This is a genomic window from Olsenella uli DSM 7084, from assembly GCF_000143845.1.
GTDB classification, from domain to species: domain Bacteria; phylum Actinomycetota; class Coriobacteriia; order Coriobacteriales; family Atopobiaceae; genus Olsenella; species Olsenella uli.
In genome coordinates this window covers 412319-429029 of record NC_014363.1, presented here as the reverse complement: position 1 = coordinate 429029, position 16711 = coordinate 412319, and the positions used below count along the sequence as shown (strand labels likewise).

Annotated in this window: 15 protein-coding genes; 7 read left to right on the top strand and 8 right to left on the bottom strand. The window is 65.1% G+C overall.

All coding sequences use genetic code 11. The features are described 5' to 3' along the window. Positions 1-12 precede the first annotated feature (12 nt). Positions 13-735, bottom strand: a complete 723-nt coding sequence (locus tag OLSU_RS01930) for a B3/B4 domain-containing protein (RefSeq protein WP_013251265.1) — start codon at positions 733-735, stop codon at positions 13-15. A 172-nt stretch (positions 736-907) separates the two neighbouring features. Between OLSU_RS01930 and OLSU_RS09470 the strand changes: the two genes are divergently transcribed. The 3 genes from OLSU_RS09470 to OLSU_RS01920 all read left to right on the top strand — a co-directional run bounded on the left by OLSU_RS09470 (position 908) and on the right by OLSU_RS01920 (position 3289). Next, on the top strand, positions 908-1072 hold the full coding sequence (locus OLSU_RS09470; protein WP_013251264.1) for a P-loop NTPase family protein: 165 nt from the start codon (positions 908-910) through the stop codon (positions 1070-1072). 52 nt (positions 1073-1124) lie between these two features. Continuing rightward, positions 1125-1637, top strand: coding sequence for a nitroreductase family protein (locus OLSU_RS01925; protein ID WP_013251263.1), 513 nt, complete (start codon positions 1125-1127; stop codon positions 1635-1637). Between the two features lie 863 nt (positions 1638-2500). After that, on the top strand, positions 2501-3289 hold the full coding sequence (locus OLSU_RS01920) for a hypothetical protein (RefSeq protein ID WP_148219036.1): 789 nt from the start codon (positions 2501-2503) through the stop codon (positions 3287-3289). Positions 3290-3818: 529 nt separating this feature from the next. Here OLSU_RS01920 and OLSU_RS01915 read toward each other — a convergent pair. From OLSU_RS01915 to OLSU_RS01895, 5 genes are all read right to left on the bottom strand, one after another. Further along, positions 3819-4217: a hypothetical protein gene (locus OLSU_RS01915; RefSeq protein WP_013251261.1), complete on the bottom strand. Its 399-nt coding sequence runs from the start codon at positions 4215-4217 to the stop codon at positions 3819-3821. Further along, positions 4201-4566 (bottom strand): DUF4176 domain-containing protein, encoded by a 366-nt coding sequence (locus tag OLSU_RS01910; protein ID WP_013251260.1) that lies wholly within the window; start codon positions 4564-4566, stop codon positions 4201-4203. The genes OLSU_RS01915 and OLSU_RS01910 overlap by 17 nt, the downstream gene beginning before the upstream one ends. A 41-nt stretch (positions 4567-4607) precedes the next feature. Continuing rightward, positions 4608-5117, bottom strand: a complete 510-nt coding sequence (locus tag OLSU_RS01905) for a hypothetical protein (protein ID WP_148219035.1) — start codon at positions 5115-5117, stop codon at positions 4608-4610. A 182-nt stretch (positions 5118-5299) separates the two neighbouring features. Beyond that, complete coding sequence (locus OLSU_RS01900; protein WP_013251258.1) at positions 5300-6730, bottom strand: hypothetical protein; 1431 nt, start codon at positions 6728-6730, stop codon at positions 5300-5302. Positions 6731-6801: 71 nt separating this feature from the next. Beyond that, complete coding sequence (locus OLSU_RS01895; protein ID WP_013251257.1) at positions 6802-7053, bottom strand: hypothetical protein; 252 nt, start codon at positions 7051-7053, stop codon at positions 6802-6804. A 213-nt stretch (positions 7054-7266) separates the two neighbouring features. Here OLSU_RS01895 and fumC point away from each other — a divergent pair, with 213 nt between their 5' ends. The 4 genes from fumC (at position 7267) to OLSU_RS01875 (ending at position 13401) form a co-directional block, all read left to right on the top strand. After that, complete coding sequence (gene fumC / locus OLSU_RS01890) at positions 7267-8715, top strand: class II fumarate hydratase (RefSeq protein WP_013251256.1); 1449 nt, start codon at positions 7267-7269, stop codon at positions 8713-8715. Positions 8716-8718: 3 nt separating this feature from the next. After that, the gene (locus tag OLSU_RS01885) at positions 8719-9873 is read left to right on the top strand and encodes an NAD(P)-dependent malic enzyme (protein ID WP_013251255.1); all 1155 of its coding nucleotides are present in this window, start codon (positions 8719-8721) and stop codon (positions 9871-9873) included. 207 nt (positions 9874-10080) lie between these two features. Beyond that, on the top strand, positions 10081-11253 hold the full coding sequence (locus tag OLSU_RS01880; RefSeq protein ID WP_013251254.1) for a glycoside hydrolase family 25 protein: 1173 nt from the start codon (positions 10081-10083) through the stop codon (positions 11251-11253). 141 nt (positions 11254-11394) lie between these two features. Beyond that, complete coding sequence (locus OLSU_RS01875; RefSeq protein ID WP_013251253.1) at positions 11395-13401, top strand: heavy metal translocating P-type ATPase; 2007 nt, start codon at positions 11395-11397, stop codon at positions 13399-13401. Here the strand turns inward: OLSU_RS01875 and OLSU_RS01870 are convergent. Both OLSU_RS01870 and OLSU_RS01865 read right to left on the bottom strand, forming a co-directional pair. Continuing rightward, positions 13358-14890 carry a sensor histidine kinase gene (locus tag OLSU_RS01870; protein ID WP_013251252.1) on the bottom strand — a complete coding sequence of 511 codons (1533 nt, stop codon included), beginning with the start codon at positions 14888-14890 and terminating at the stop codon, positions 13358-13360. The two genes, OLSU_RS01875 and OLSU_RS01870, sit on opposite strands and share 44 nt — an antisense overlap. Beyond that, positions 14884-16653 carry a hypothetical protein gene (locus tag OLSU_RS01865; protein WP_013251251.1) on the bottom strand — a complete coding sequence of 590 codons (1770 nt, stop codon included), beginning with the start codon at positions 16651-16653 and terminating at the stop codon, positions 14884-14886. Before OLSU_RS01865 ends, OLSU_RS01870 begins: the two co-directional genes overlap by 7 nt. Positions 16654-16711 lie beyond the last annotated feature (58 nt).

Below are 16711 nucleotides of genomic sequence, written 5' to 3'. Positions count from 1 at the left end.
GACGCTCCATGGCTAGACCAGCTCCATCTCAGGGCTATCCTTGGTGACGAAGCCCTTGGCTGTCACCGTGCCACCCAGGATCTCCTCTGCGAGCCGCGCCACCTCGTCGATGGCGGCATGCAGGTCGGCGGAGCGGCTGGGGTCGACGTTCTCCATGATGAACACGCAGTGCGGGGTCGCACCGGAGACTTTGGTACGCTGTCCGTCTCGCCAGTTCCAGCAGCGGCAGATGGCCCCACCGTCATCGAGGTAGGCAACCTCGCCCGGCAGCGTGGGATCGCTCTCCTCCTCGCCGATGGGCAGGAAGCGGTCGCCGCCCTCGGTCTGGGCCAGACGGAACGTGCCCTCGACCGCGTCGAGGTTCTCCGCACCGATGGGTAGCGCGTACTTGAGCGAGATAGCGTTCGAGACGTCCACGGCCGGGTTGATGTGGCCGACGGGGTTATCCTTCAGGACTCTCTTGAGCAGGTTCTCGACCGAGCAGCGGGCGCCCTTCTTGGTCTTGAACTTCTGGTATGCCTGACGCCAGACGGCCACGACCTCGTTGGTGCTGATCGTGGTGCTCGTGAGCCAGCGCTCGGCGGCGTTGTTGGCAACGTCCAGGAGCTTGGCCGCACGAACCGCGCCCTCCTTGCTGATCTGGTCTGTCGGGAGGATTCCGTCCACGCAGACGACGCCGATCTCGACCTCGGGCAGCAGCTTCCAGAACGAATCCTCGACCACGAACTTTCCCATACCGTGCCTCCTTGCCGCTCATGGCAGCGCGCCCCACCGGCGCGCCGCACCAGCACTGATGTCGAATGTCGTGGCCATCGCGCCGGCGTCGCGCCGCATGCCTCATGGGACCATGATGCCACAATCCCCTCATGCTCGGGGCATCGGACCTCGCCCCGCGAGCAAGGCAGGTATGACGCCCCACTTCGACTCGAACCTGGCGGAGCACGAGAAGAGCGTGCGCTTGCGCAACCGCGACCGTGCCATCATGCCGCTCTCCGTCACGACCGACGAGGACATGGAGGTCTGGCTCCAGTGGCTCCAGGAGGCCGTCGCTGACCATCTTCCAGACTGCTAGAATGGGCACACCAAGCAGCAAGGGGCCCAGTCGAGAAGACGGGAGAGCGGTCATGGATTTCATGCAACTCGCAAGAGAGCGCTACTCGTGCAAGAAGTTCGACGGCCGCAAGGTGGACGAGTCTCTCCTGCAGCAGATCCTCGAGGCCGGACGGCTGGCGCCGACCGCCAAGAACCTGCAGGAACAGCACGTCTACATACTTGAGTCGGCCGACGCCCTGGCAAAGTTCGATGGAGCATCGCCCTGCCGCTACGGCGCAAGCACCGTTCTTCTCGTCGCCTTTGACAGCGAGAATGTCTTCACGTACCCCGGTAACGCACACGACTCGGGCGTCGAGGATGCCGCCATCGTCGCAACGCACATGATGCTCGCGGCCAAGAGCCTCGGTGTTGACTCCTGCTGGGTTAACTTCTTCGACCCCGACGCCTTGGCGGCTACCCTCGCCCTTCCCAAGGGGGAGATCATCCTCATGGCGCTTGACCTGGGTTATCCCGCCGAAGGGACGAAGCCGCTCGCCAACCACGGCAATCGTAAGGCACTCGAGGAGACCGTCACCAGGCTGTAGCTGGTGATGTAGCAACTTGCGATGCCGCGGATAGCGACACCACAATGCAGGTTTGCAGCTGACAACGCCGTAGCCCTATGCTGGACACGGTCTTTGCATCAGGGTCGTCAGTCGTCCCAGAGCACCCGTCTCGCCCCGAGCCGTTAATTGCGGCAAGACCATCAGTCGCGCCAAGGGGCATCGATCGCCCCAAGGCAGCAGGAAGTGAGTGCCCGGCCGACAGAAGTGCGTACCTGCGCACCGGAAGTGCGTACCTAGCTGACAGAAGTGCGCATCTGGCGCTCGTCCCTGTCAATCTCACCAGTCCCTGTACCTGCGGATATTCCAGGCGGCGCATGCCTTCCAGACATCATATGCCTCCGAGAAAGCCGAGAAGGTACGCACTTCTGGTAGCCGGGTGCTCACTTCCGGTGCGCAGGTACGCACTCCTACGGTGCAGGTGCTCACTTCTAGTGGAACGCGCACTCTGATCAGGCGCGAGCCTCTGTGGGACACGCGCTCTGTGGGACACGCGCTCTGCAAGCCACATGCAATCTATGCGTCAGCCAGCTGCAGAGGTTTTTCGAAAACACCGGTGCGACGGTTCCCCAAAGGGATATGTTCAGCCTATGAGACTCTACCTCGGACACATGAGCGCCCTCAGGGCGTGGAGGCAGGTACGACAGGGCAGGCTCCCGGTGCCTCGTCGCAGCGCATGCCGCTCCGTCGCAGACCCAGCCACGAGCGCCGTCGAGCTCGCACATTGCGGGCTGGGGCCTCTCGCCGACACGACTCCACCGGATGAGGCCACATGCATCCTGCGCGGATGCGCAAGGGACCCATCGGACGGCCCGCAGGCTCCGCTCGGGCAGCTCGACGTCCTCGTGGCAAAGCGCAGCCAGCGACACCGCATCAAGGGAGTTCGGCATCACCTGCTGACAGGCGAGTTCCCAGAGGGGTCGTTCTTCCTACTCGCCAACGGCGTGTACCTGCCGTCGCCGGAGCTTCTGCTCACGTTGCTCTCCTCCAACCTGTCCCCCTGGGAACTCATCGCCCTGGCGTACGAGCTCTGTGGCAGCTACTGCCTCGATCCGTCCCTGGAAGCCGGCTTCGCCTCACACCTTGAACCGCTGACCTCAGTCGATGCAATCAAGCGATTTCTTATGGAAGCAAAAGGGTTGCGTGGCTCTGCGAGGGTGGGCGAGGTACTTCGCCACCTGAGGGACGGTAGCGCGTCCCCACGCGAGAGCGACCTCGCGATGCTCCTGGGACTTTCACCCAAGGAGGGCGGCTACTGGATGGGGGACTTTACGCTTAACGCGGACCTCTTGTTCCAGGGGGAGGATGCCAAGCTCACAGGTGGCACAAACCGGAGTCCTGACATACTGTTCTGCGGCACGAGCGTGATCTGCGAGTACGACAGCAGGACGTTCCACGCAAACGAGGAGGAGCTCGAACGAGACAAAGACCGGGCGGATGGACTGAGAGCCATCGGATACGAGGTGGTCACGGCATCAAGCCTTCATTTCAGGAGCCAGGCCGACATGATGCGCCTGATGAAACGCCTGTCGAGGTGTCTTAGGACCTCGGTTGAGAGCGAAGATCCCGAAGTGAGAGCCGCTCGCGCTAAGTTGCTCGGCTGGGTGCGGACTCCAAACCATCAGCCCATGTGATCACCAGTCTATGCAGGTACCAGTCCGCAGAGCCACCAGGCCATGTGGGGTCGCCAGGGCCTGGGAGTTGAGAACGCTTGCGAAGGACGGCGAGCGGATGGGACGGCTGTGAGAGAGGCAATGCAGATCGCGCAGGTGATACGCAGGACCGCAGGCCTCGAGCCCGCGAAACATGGGTTCAATCGCCAGAAGTCACTTACTGTTACTGACTAGGAGTTCATTACTAGGAGTTTATTAGGAGTGGATGCCCAGCTGTCAGAGGCATACACTTCATCAGAAGTGAGTACTCAACTAATAGAAGTGAGTACTTTTTGGTACTCCTTGCGGACATATGACATTCGACAAACACGTGTTTCTCAGAGTATCCACAGGTACACGCATTGACAGGATCACCAGAAGTGAGTACCAGATACTCACTTCCGAGGGGCAGGTACTCACTTCTGGCGGCATCGGCGCGAAAGTTGATGATCCCGGTGCGATGATCACGGCCTCCGCTAGGCCCCACGGCCTCCGAGGCCTCAGGGCTCCGCTAGGCCCCACGGCCCCTCCAATGGGTGCGCCACCCAAGCTCGACGCTCTCGCGCTCATCCTCAAGACGTCTGCGCTCCTTCGCAAACTGCTCATCGAGCCTGTCATGACAGCGCCAGAGGCCCTGCTCGTCCGCACTGAGCCCCTCGTACATCCACGCGACGCTCGCAGCCTCGCCTGGCATGCCCTCGGTGAGGGACTGGTAGCGCTCGACCCAACGCCGGCTCTCGGCATGCAGGAGCTCTAGGGCATCGAGCTCTTCGTAGGCCCTCCGTTCGCGGTTGCGCAGCCCGTCCTCTCGCAGCTCTATGTCAAGGCAGCACTGCCGATACCTGGCCACGTAACGCTCATCCTCCGCACCCTCCGCATAGCGCTCGCCATCGTTATTCTGCCAGCCCATGCCGCCCCTCCGCACTTGGCTCAGTACCAAGTCGCCTGCGCATGCTGAACTCGTCACGGTTCTGATAGCCCAGAAACCACACGGTATCGATGCTTTCGGCATCAAAGAGGTAGGTGTGGCCAGGGCCCATGTTGCCCTCGGGCCACGGACACGCCACGTAGTCCCACTCGCGCCCATCCATAGGCGCCACCCCCGTGGCGTCATCGGATGCATCCGCCCCCACGGCACCCTGGACGCGCTGGCGCCGTCCGTAGATCATCACCTGGTGACGGGCGCCCCTGAGCGTGACGACGCTTCCGAGCGGGAGCCAGTCATCCGCACCAACGCCCCTAGCGTGACCATCCTGCATAACGACCTCCTGTCTCTCCTGCGCCAGCGATGCGCCCCGGGCTAACGACGCACGCGCCGGACGGGTATGCCGCGCTCGTCAAGCAGGGCGCGCAGGCGCCGCCGCCCGTCCTCGCCCAGAGGCCCAAGCGCCACGGGTATCGCCGGGGCCTCACGGATGCCCATAGCCCTATAGGTCTCCGAGGGGAGCGTCCTCGCCATCCCCCCAACGACGAGCAGGGCGTACCCTTCCGACCAGACAACCCTCGTCACCTCGTCGAGGGAATACGTACCCTCAAGCAGCGGGAAGTCGCGGTAACGTCCCTCGGTCATCTTCCGCACGCGCTTGCTGGGAGGCCTCTCCCCACTGCCGCACTCGGTGGCAGACCTGCTCACCGATGCGGAGGAGTCTGTCACCTCTGCCATCACGAGCACGCCCTCGCACCACTTGCCGCCCACCATGTGAATCTCGACGCGCTGCAGGTGATGAGAGCGAACCAGTGCGATGGAGGTGGTAGAGAACTGCCAGAACCCCCAAAACGAAATTACGATGAAGATAACGCGAAGGTGCACACGCAGGCTCCCGTGTGGAAGGCGCAAAACGAGAAAGCTCGCCCATACAGCAGCAACACCCACCGCAAGGAGGATAGCAAATACCCGCTTGGACATCGTATGTCTCGCGTAGAGGCGATAGAAGTCAGCGTCCACGACGAAGGTGGAGGCGATTCGCCTACCCCCGGAGCTCGACACATCCATCACAGCTCTCTCTCAGAATCATTAAGCCAGGCAGCATAGTCATCAAACATTGGGTCTAACATTCCATGAACCTCCTTGTCAGCACCAACCACACTCATTCCCACCGAAAGGGCAGCTCCCCCAAAAGCACCAATAGCCGCACCTGCAGCTCCTCCGATCCCTGATCCAATAAACCCGCAAATTACAATCGATCCCGCCCCAGTCACAAGTGTGTTATCAAGCTCAGAGCGAGCGTGTATCCTGCGGGATCGCTCGTCCAGGTAGAAGGCGTCATCGTATGCATCCTGATAGGAATGCATCGTCTCAGCGAGAAGGAAGGTGGCAGACGTCACACCACCAATGGTACTGAAGCCCTTGGCGAGCTCTTCAAGACCATAAGACCACATGGACGCTTCGAACAGGCCCGACACGACCGTGCCTATCGCCGTATCGGCAACGTCCAGGTCATCGGCGCCCTCGTGCTCGTCGTAGCCGGCATCGGCCAGGAAGACATCCCAGCTGGTCCCCGTCTCCTGCAGGATGGTCCCCAACTCGTCGCTGCACTGGGGGCTGAGGTAACCGTACTCGTCCCTAGCCCCCGTTACCAGCCCGGACTGCGCGAAACACGCAAGCGCGGCCCGCCTGACCCCCTCATCCATCTCCATTATCTTGCCAAGGGCCGCTTCCAGCATCCTCTTGGCACTCTCGTAGGGGGCAGAGCCCTCGGGGAACGCACGCATCATGTACAGTGCGCGAGAGACTTCGTCGGTATCCACCGCACCCGTTTCGCTCATGGGGTCGCACGCAGCAATGCCCTGTACCACTACGTCCAGCTCACCCACCCAACCGTCATCCCATGCCGACCAGGAGCACGTCTGGCCATCGAAGCCGCTCGACGCGAGAGCCCTGGTGCCACGAGCCACCAAGTTGCACAGGCCCGATAGCTCGTCGTCGGAATAGAGCCCGTTCGTCTCCTCGCAGTACGAGTAGATCTTCGAGAGCACCTCGCCGGCGCGCCGGATCCTCTCCAAGTACCCGGGGATCGCGCTCGCGTACTCGCCAAGCGCGCCATCTTGTCCCGTGCCACGGCTCGTCGACGAGCTCAGGATCGACTCGGCCTGAGCGAGCATGTGTCGGGCCTCCTGCTGCATCTGGAGCCATTCCTCCTCGTCGACGGCCGACGTGCTCCCGAAGCGCGAGCTGAGGGCAGAGAAGACATGCCTGTCGGCGATCCCGATGATCCCACAGGCATACACCATGGCAGCGGTCAGCTTCGAGTACGCTGCGATGCGGCTCTTCGCCGCATCCCACCCCGGACCCGTCAGCGCCTCCTCGTCCGCGAACGACTGCGCCGCACGGCCGATGCGCTCGCACTCGTCACTCAACGCACTCATGACCCCGTACTTGCCCTCGATCTGCGCCTGCACGGCCGACGGCCTGATTTGGATCATCGGGGGACCTCCTCGTTCCGGTGGCTTTGGCCTCGATCGACGCCCCGCCCTTGGCACCTGGCATTTTGGCCTCAGTAGGTCTGGCCCTCGTCCCATTCGTCAAAGGTCGCTGCGGCAGACCCGATGGCATCGGCATCCGCGCCGAGGGCCTGGACGAGACCGCGCATCGCCCTGGCGAGCTCGTCGGCACTTGAGTGCACGCCACTCTCGGCGAGAGTGTTGTCATTGCCGACAACCTCCACGACACCAGGGGAGAACTGTGAGGAGAGCTCCTGCGCGTGACGGGCGGCCACCTCGGAATTGGACTTCGTGGTGCCTTCCATGGCATCCCCCTGAGAACGGCATCCGCTGAAGGAGCATCACAGATAGCTTACCGCTTTCGAGCCATTGCCACTTCCGAGCCGTTGCGGCTTCCGAGCCACGCTCGCCGTCTGGGCCGCCCAGGGGCATGCCGACAAGCGCTATGCTTGGACCTGAGCGGCCCGAGTGCAACCGGATGCCGCAACCAGGGGACAAGTGACAGAGGGATGGTGCACATGTGTGGGGAGACGGGTGAGGCGGATGGCTTCCGTATAGAGCACGACTCCATGGGCGAGGTCCGCGTGCCCGCCGCGGCGCTCTGGGGCGCGCAGACGCAACGCTCCCTCGAGAACTTCAGGATCGGGACCGAGACCATGCCCGGTGGCATCATCCGCGCATTCGCCATCCTGAAGAAGGCGGCCGCCCAGGCCAACGCCGAGCTGGGCTGCCTTCCCGCCGCCGACGCCAGAGCCATCGAAGCCGCCTGCGACGAGATCCTCTCCGGAGCGCACGAACGAGAGTTCCCCCTCAAGGTCTGGCAGACCGGTTCGGGCACGCAGACGAACATGAACCTCAACGAGGTCATCGCGCGACGGGCGAACCAGATCGCCAACCGGGCAAGCCCAATCGTCAGCCAAGCCAGCCGGCCCGCCGACGAGCACGGGGTCGCGCTGGAGAGGCCCATCCATCCCAACGACTCGGTCAACCGCTCCCAGTCCTCCAACGACACCTTCCCCACCGCCATGCACATTGCCGCAGTCCTTGCGGTCAAACGGCGGCTCATCCCCGCCGCGCGGGAGCTTGCCCAGACCTTCAGGCTGCTCGAGGAGAAGAACACGGGCATCGTCAAGAGCGGCCGCACCCACCTGCAGGATGCGGTGCCCATCGCATTCAGCCAGGAGATCAGCGGCTGGCGGGGCCTCGTCGAGGCGGGCATCGAGCAGCTCGAGGCGAGCCTGCCCGGCCTCTGTCGCCTCGCCCTCGGAGGAACCGCCGTGGGAACCGGCCTCAACGCACCCGCAGGCTTCGATGCGCTGGTCGCCCGAAAGATCGCCGACATCACAGGCGAGCCCTTCGTGAGCGACCCCAACAAGTTCCATGCGCTCACGGGCAAGGATGCGCTCGTGTTCAGCCACGGAGCCATGAAGGCGCTCGCCGCAAACATGATGAAGGTCGCCAACGACGTCCGCTGGCTGGCGTCCGGCCCACGCCTGGGCCTGGGCGAGATCACGATTCCCGCCAACGAGCCTGGTAGCTCCATCATGCCCGGCAAGGTCAACCCCACCCAATGCGAGGCCGTCACGATGGTGGCCGTCCAGGTCATGGGGAACGACGCCGCGATCGGCATGGCCGCGAGCCAGGGCAACTTCGAGCTCAACGTCTTCATGCCCGTCATCGCCTACGACTACCTGCAGTCCGCATGTCTCCTGGCAGACGCCATCCGCTCGTTTGACCACAACTGCGCCGCAGGCATTCGTGCCAACCGCGACAGGATGAGCGACAACCTCCACCACTCGCTCATGCTCGTCACCTGCCTCAACCCCTATATTGGATACGAGAACGCGGCACGTGTCGCACACAAGGCCTTCGACGAGAGCACGAGCCTGCGTACGGCTGCAGTCGCCCTGGGTTACCTGACGGAGGCAGAGTTCGACAAGGTCTTCAGACCCGAGGAGATGGTCTAGCGCATGGATGACACCAGCAGGCGGAGCCTAGAGCTCCACGAGCAGCTGCACGGCAAGATCGAGGTCATCTCTCGCAGGCATGTGGAGACCCGCGACGACCTGTCTCTGCTCTACACGCCCGGCGTCGCAGAGCCCTGCCGGCAGATCCAAGCAGACTACTCCAAGTCCTGGGACCTCACACGTCGTGGCAACATGGTCGCCGTCATCACGGACGGCACCGCCATCCTCGGCCTGGGAGACATCGGGCCCGCCGCAGGCATGCCCGTCATGGAGGGCAAGTGCGCCCTCTTCAAGGAGTTCGGCGACGTCGACGCCTTCCCCCTCTGCATCGACACCCACGACGTGGACGAGTTCGTCCGCACCGTCTACCTCATCAGCAAGTCCTTTGGCGGCATCAACCTCGAGGACATCGCCGCCCCGCGCTGCTTCGAGATCGAGCGCAGGCTCAAGGAGCTCTGCGACATACCGGTCTTCCACGACGACCAGCACGGCACAGCCATCGTGGTGGCCGCAGCCATGATCAACGCCCTCAAGGTCACCGGCAAGCGGATGGGACAGGTCAAGATCGTCATCAACGGTGCAGGCGCAGCGGGTTGTGCCATCGGCGCGCTGCTCGCCCACATGGGCTTTGGCAACGTCGTCATGTGCGACGTCAACGGCATCGTCTGCGAGGGCGACGAGGGTCTGAACTCTGGCCAGGAGGCCATCAGCCACGTCACCAACGCCGACCACGAGCGCGGCACTCTCGCCGACGCGCTCAGGGGTGCCGACGCCTTCGTCGGCGTCTCTCGCCCAGGCCTCGTGACGGCCGAGATGGTCGCCAGCATGAACGAGGGCATCGTCTTCCCCATGGCCAACCCCACCCCCGAGATCATGCCTGACGAGGCACTGCGTGGCGGTGCCGCAGTCGTGGGCACCGGTCGCTCGGACTTCCCAAACCAGATCAACAACGTGCTCGTGTTTCCCGGCATCTTCAAGGGGGCACTTGCCGCACGGGCGAGGGAGATCAACGAGGCGATGGAGGTCGCAGCGGCACAGGCCCTCGCGTCGCTTGTCCCTGACAACCAGCTGAGCGCCCGGAACATCATCCCGTCCGCACTCGACAAGTCCGTCGCCGACGTCGTCGCCCGAGCGGTCGCGGATCGCGCACGCGGATAGGGCCAGGTCCCAAGCGGCCCGCACGATCCATAACCAGACCCATGACCAGGCCCGCATTCGGAACCACACCAGGTTCAGAGCCACACCAGGCCCCATCGCCCGATGTGCTCTCGGCGAAGTTGCAAAAGCTATCCTCGTGCGCCAGGATGCCCCATGCGACAATGAGGCCCATATGCACCTGTCACCGATACGCGAGGGGAGGGGCCCATGAATGACCGCAAGCCGACAAAGCGCCAGGCGCCAACCGCGCGCGGACGCGGGGGAGCAACGCGCTCCAGCAGCCACAGCCACACGTCACGGGCCACCTCCCCACACCCGTCGAGGGGCGCCCGCGCCTCGCACGCGGAGCGCGGTGTCAGTCGCGAGCTGCGCGGGAGCCGCGAGGACCATTCCAATCGCAACCGCATGCACCCCGCCCGCACGACGCGCGCCCAAACCATGACGCAGAAGCGCACCGGCGCCGCGCGCGAGTACAGCAACAGTCGCGCGCGCAGGGCCGCCTCGGCCACCAAGCCACGTGCCGCCTTCCTGAAGCCCGTCATCGGCATCGTGGCAATCCTACTCCTGCTCAGCATGCTGCGGCTCGTCCTCTGCTCGTCGCAGGACCGGCAGTGGGCGGAGAGCATGGCCCAGCAGTCGAAGGTACGCGTCACCACCGGTCTGGACAGCTCGACGGACCTCTACCACAGCCCGTTCAGCTGGAGCAACCTCGTCAAGAATGGCGACCACTACAGCTATGTGGTGAATGGCGAGACGCTCTCGCGCCTCGGTGTCGACGTGTCCGAGCACAACGCGAGCATTGACTGGTCGAAGGTCGCGGCCGACGGCATCGAGTTCGCCTACATCCGCGCGGGCTACCGCGGTACCGTCGAGGGCAACATCGCCCCCGACGCCACGTTTGACGCCAACCTCTCGGGTGCGCAGGCCGCCGGACTCGACGTGGGCGTCTACTTCTACTCCCAGGCCATCAACGAGGACGAGGCCGCCGAGGAGGCCGGGTTCGTCATCCGGAGGCTCAACGGAACGCCGACCACCTATCCCATCGCCTTCGACCTCGAGCCCGGGGCCAGCGGGACCGACCGCGTCTCCAGCCTCTCCCAGGACCAGCTCACGAAGGTCGCGGCGGCGTTCTGCCGCACCTGCGAGGCGGGCGGCTACCACGCCGTCGTCTACGGCAGCCAGGTGGACCTCGCCCACTACAACCTCGAGGACCTCACCTCCTACGGATTCTGGTATGCCGAGTACGAGTCCCACCCCACGATGGGCCTGAACTTCGCGCTCTGGCAGTACAGCAGCAAGGGATCGGTGGACGGCATCAACGGGAAGGTCGACCTCGATCTCGACCTCACCCCCGTCACTACCGCCAAGAAATCCCAGTAGGGACGACCTGTCGAGAGGGGCGCGCCCAACGCTGGGACAGGACCCCCCTCGACCGGCTCCTGTTGACCGCAGGTGCTCCACATGCTACGCTCGCATCGTTATATATGAACGATTGTTCATACGTTTACGTTAGGGGGCACGATGTCCTGCCACTGCTGCAACCACGCCGCACACCACAGCCACCGTCACGACGAGGGGCATGACGAGCCCGGGGTCAGCTGTCACAGCCACGACGCTGACCAGGACGAGGACCCCAAGGCGCGCCTGAGGAAGATCGTCGTGGCAGCCGCATTGCTGCTTGCGGCCAGCGTCCTCCAGAGGCTCGTCGAGTTGCCCCTCTGGCTGCAACTGCTGGCCTTCCTGCCCAGCTATGCCGTCGCAGGCGCCTCGACGCTGCGTGAGGCGGCCGAGAACATCGGTCGCGGGGACCCCTTCGACGAGGACTTCCTGATGTCCGTCGCGACCATCGGAGCGCTGGTCATCGGCTTCATACCCGGCGGCGAGCCCATGTTCGCCGAAGCCGTCTTCGTCATGCTGTTCTTCGAGGTCGGCGAGCTCTTCGAGGAGATGGCCGAGGACAACAGCCGCAAGTCCGTCGCCAAGCTCATGGACATTCGCCCCGACACAGCAAGCGTCGAGCGGGCGGGGGCGGTCGAGGTCGTCGACCCAGGATCCGTGGGGCCGGGCGAGACCATCGTGATCAGGCCGGGCGAGCGTGTCCCCTTGGACGGCGTGGTCCTCGAAGGTGCGTCGAGCCTCGACACCGTCGCCCTGACCGGTGAGTCCCTCCCACGCGACGTCACCGTCGGATCCGAGGTCGTCTCTGGCTGCGTCAATGTGTCCGGCGTGCTGCGCGTCCGGGTGACCCGGTCCTTCGGGGAGTCCACCGCCAGCAAGATCCTGCGCCTGATCGAGGATGCCGGGCAGAACAAGTCCCGCTCCGAGGGATTCATCCGCCGCTTCGCGAGGGCCTACACACCCGTCGTGGTGTGCCTGGCCATCGTGGTCGCCCTGCTCCCCCCCATCGCAAGCGGCGACTTTGGTGCCAACTTCGCCACCTGGCTGCTGCGCGCCCTGACCTTCCTGGTCGTGTCCTGCCCCTGCGCCCTGGTGCTCTCCGTGCCCCTGACGTTCTTTGCCGGCATCGGCGGCGCATCCAGCCGCGGCATCCTGATCAAGGGCTCCAACTTCATGGAGGCCCTCGCCACGGCGGACACCGTCGTGTTCGACAAGACCGGGACCCTCACCCAAGGAAGCTTCGAGGTGGGCGGCGTGCATCCGTCCCTCGTCGACGAAGACCAGCTCCTGCACCTGGCAGCCCATGTCGAGAGGAACTCGACCCACCCCATCGCAGCAGCCCTGCGCCAGGCCTATCCCGACGAGGCGGACGACTGCTCCATCACGGACGTCTCCGAGATCGCGGGTCGCGGCGTCGTCGCAAGCGTCAACGGCCGGAGGGTCGCCGTGGGCAGCACCAGGCTCATGGACCAGGTCGGAGCCGCATGGACCCTCTGCGAGGGGCACGTCGACGACGGGACCGTGATCCATGTGGCCATAGACGGAAGCTACGCCGGCCACGTCGTCATAGCCGACCGCGTGAAGCCTGACGCAGCCGAGGCCATACGCTCCATTCGGGCAGAGGGCGTCCGCCGCATAGTCATGCTCACGGGCGACCGCAGGGAGGTCGCCACCCACGTGGCCAAGGAGCTTGGAATCGACGAGTGCCGCTCCGGGCTCCTGCCAGCCGACAAGGTCGACGACGTCGAACGTCTGCTGGCGGAGAGGGGCGAGGGCGCCTCTCTGGCGTTCGTCGGCGACGGCATCAACGACGCGCCCGTGCTGGCACGCGCCGACGTGGGCATCGCCATGGGCGCAATGGGATCGGATGCCGCCATCGAGGCGGCCGACGTCGTCCTGATGGACGACCGGCCGTCCAAGATAGCCACGGCCATCCGCGTCGCCCGACACACGCTGGCGATCGCCCGCCAGAACATCGCCTTTGCCATCGCGGTCAAGGTCGCCATCCTCATCCTCGCCACCATGGGCCTCGCCCCCATGTGGCTCGCCGTCTTTGGCGACGTGGGGGTCATGGTCCTCTGCGTCCTCAACGCGACACGGGCCTTGGGTCAAGCGGCACCTCGACGCTGACGACGAAGCGTGGCCTCGCGGTGACGCGGACCGTCGCCCCCAGCGCCGCAGCCGCGTGACGCATGCCGCCCAGTCCCCCGCGCTCGTCGATCTTTCCGTCCACCGGACAGACGCCGTCGTTTGTGACCCTCAGGCGCAGAAGCTCCTCCGTCTGGTCCAGATGCACCCACACCCGACACGCCTGCCCGTGGCGCACCGCATTGGTGCAGGCCTCGCGCAACGTGTTCACGAAGAACGCCGCGACCGGGCGCCCTGCGGGCAGGGACCCGGTCACGCGCACGTCCACGCCCGCCAGGCCAAAGGCCGCCACGAGCGTGTCGAGCGACCTGCAAGGGTTCGCCTCGTGCGGGTCACGCAGATCGGAGGTTATGTCATCCAGGAGCACCTGCAGGTGCTCCACCGTCTCGTCCGAGACGTCCCCGTCCTCAAGGCAACGGTGGAGGATGGAGAGCCTCTGGCCGATCACGTCATGGACGCGCGCCCGCATGGTGAGGCGCGCCTCGATCCGAGCCGTCTCCTCCACGTTCGCGAGCGAGTCGACAAGCCTGCGACGTGCCCCCTCGAGGCTCTGGTTGACGGCTTGGGCCCCCTGGCGCAGCCGCTCCTCCTCCGTGATGTCGAGGGCGAGGATGCATACGCTGCCAGAACCCAGCGCAACCATGTCATGGCGCATGAGGTAGCGCACCTCGTCCGAGGTGACGCCCACGCGCACCCCGCCATCGGACACCCTGCCGCCATCGTGCGCCATCGCAGCCGCCGCGATCTTCTCCCATGCCCCGCTCAGATCGCCCAGGTCGGCCGTGAGGCCCAGCGTGGCGAGGCAACGACGCATGCAGTCGTTCATGAAGAGCACCCGCCCGTCCCTCGTCACGCAGAGGACCCCCTCGGGCAGCTCGGACAGCGTCTGCAGGGGTGAGAGGCACGTGAGGGAGCCGTTCAGCCGGTCATGCGCCCACCGCACGAGGCTGACCGTGCGATAGAGCATGGCCGCCGCCAACAGGACGAGGCAGACGAACCAATGCTCGCCGACGACCAGCGACGCATGCGTGGTCGCAAGGAGCACGAGCACGGACTCGAGGGCGACGCCCAGGCGCGTCCCCAGGAGAGGTCCCGGGCGCCCGGCCCCCACCTCCGCCTCGGAGGGCGGCACGGAGGGCACCATGCCCGATGACGGCCCCACGACACGCAGCGCTCCCAGGGCGAAGCACGCGTACCCGACTGCGGCCATGGCATCGACCGGAACGCCGAGGACGCCAAACTCCACCACGAGCACGACAGGCCCCTCCGTCATCTCGACGCAGAGGATGGCAGTGACCACGAGCGCGCCCGCGAGCGAGAGCTCATGGGCCAAGTGGATGGATCCCAGGGGGAGGTCCTGGCGCGAGAAGAGCGATGCGACGTAGATGGTCTGCAGGACCGACTCGAGGCAGAACAGCACCACGAGCAGCTCGCACACCAGGAGAGCGGGATGCGGCGGTCCGCCTAGCATGCCTCGCCCACCTCCCCCTGGGACATGACCGTACCACGGGAAACCGTCATATGGACATGCAGGACCGTGTCATCGACATCGACGGCGGATGCGGCAAGGCCGTGCGCTGGGTCCCCGCGCAGCTGGCGGCCCAGCGCCTCGCAGGCCTCCTCGTCCCCCACGTCCACCGCGGCCCTGAGCTCTATGTGGCCCGCTCTGCCTTCTCCCAGATGGACGATGAGGGTCGCCCCCTCGTCCTTGCTGACCAGCATCAGGAGGTCGTGGATGCAGTCATAGAGCTGTCCCATGCATGCGTTGGACAGGTTCCCCGAGACGTCGACGGACATCGCGCAGACCATGCCCGCGCTGCGCACGTCGGCGACGATCTCGTCCAGCAAAAGATGCAGGTGCTCGGCACCCAGCGGGTCGACGCCGTCCCCCGCAAGGGCGAGCGCGCCCCTGCGCTTGCAATAGGCGACCAGCAGCTTCACCAGGACGAGCCGGCGTCGACGCCTTTCTCGCGAGGTCTCGTCCCCCGCATCTGGGAGCGAGGACAGGATGTCATGCATGAGGTCGACCGATTCCGAGAGCAGGGGCTCGACGTCGGCAACCAGATCCCTCTCGATGCGACGGGCCAACAGCTCCTCGCGAACGCCACGAGCCCGTTCGATGGCACGGTTATGCCGCTCAAGATCCTCACGACGCAGGTCAAGGGCCCGTCGCAGGTCATCGAGCTCCGCGATGTCCTCGGTGAGGACGGCCATGCCCCCGGGGATGCCAAAGGCATGGCAGACGAGGTGCAGGGGCAACCTGAAGCTGGTCATTCTCCCACGGGGAAGCTCGAGGCCCGCCAAGGCACGCCATGCCCGCTCCGTGAGGGGGGTGGCAGAGCGGGACGCAAAGGCGGTGGCACCTTCGGGCGAAAGGATCTTGATATCGAGGGGGAGGTCCTCGAACAGTCGGGCGACACCGCGATACGAGGGCAGAAGACCCAGGTCGAGGCTGGCCTCCACGACGATGACCGAGATGGAGGTATACAGCAGGCAGTAGTTGGTCAGGTACGCAAGCGGAACCCTCAGGGCATACAGCAGCGAGTAGGCGATGCCCAGCACAAAGACGAGGGCCACCAGCAGAACCACGCGGCGCAGCGCCTTGCGGGCATGGATGACGATGAGGGCAAGGAAGGCAAGCAGCATGACCGCGGTCCACACGTGAACGGCGGCATAAACCGGTCCATAGGCATAGTTCACGTCCCAGGCGGGGTCCAGCCGGTCGAAGACGAAGGCAAGGCCGTGGAGACCGTTGGTGGCCACGGCACCAAAGAGCGCGGCGCCCACAAGCACCGCACCCCTGCGCACAATGGTGGCCCACGGGCATCCCTCCAGGCCCGACACCCGCAGCGCGGCGAGGACCAGAAGGAGGGGGAGGTACACGATGGGAATGTAATAGAGATACCAGCACAGCTCAACGACGGCGTCCGACACGGCCGTGTACTTGACGAGCGCGTCGATGTTCCAGGTGACAAGCAGGATGTCGATGAGCAGGAGCCGACGCCTGACGACGGCGTCCGCACAGCGATGGCTGACCGAGATGCCCCACAGGGAGAGCAGGGGAAGGGCGACGACCATAAGGGCCGAGGTCCCCAACGGGCTCTCATGCGGATAGGGAACCACGGGCACGACGGAAGGTCCCCATGACCGCAAGGAAAGGAGCGCGGGGACCACCAGGGCCGCCGCGACGGCAGGACCCTGCCACCCGTGCCTGCATGCGTACCGTGTCGCCATGTCACCTCCCAAGGCCGTCGAAAGGGAGGGTGCACGCCTCATCGGCCAAAAGGCAAGA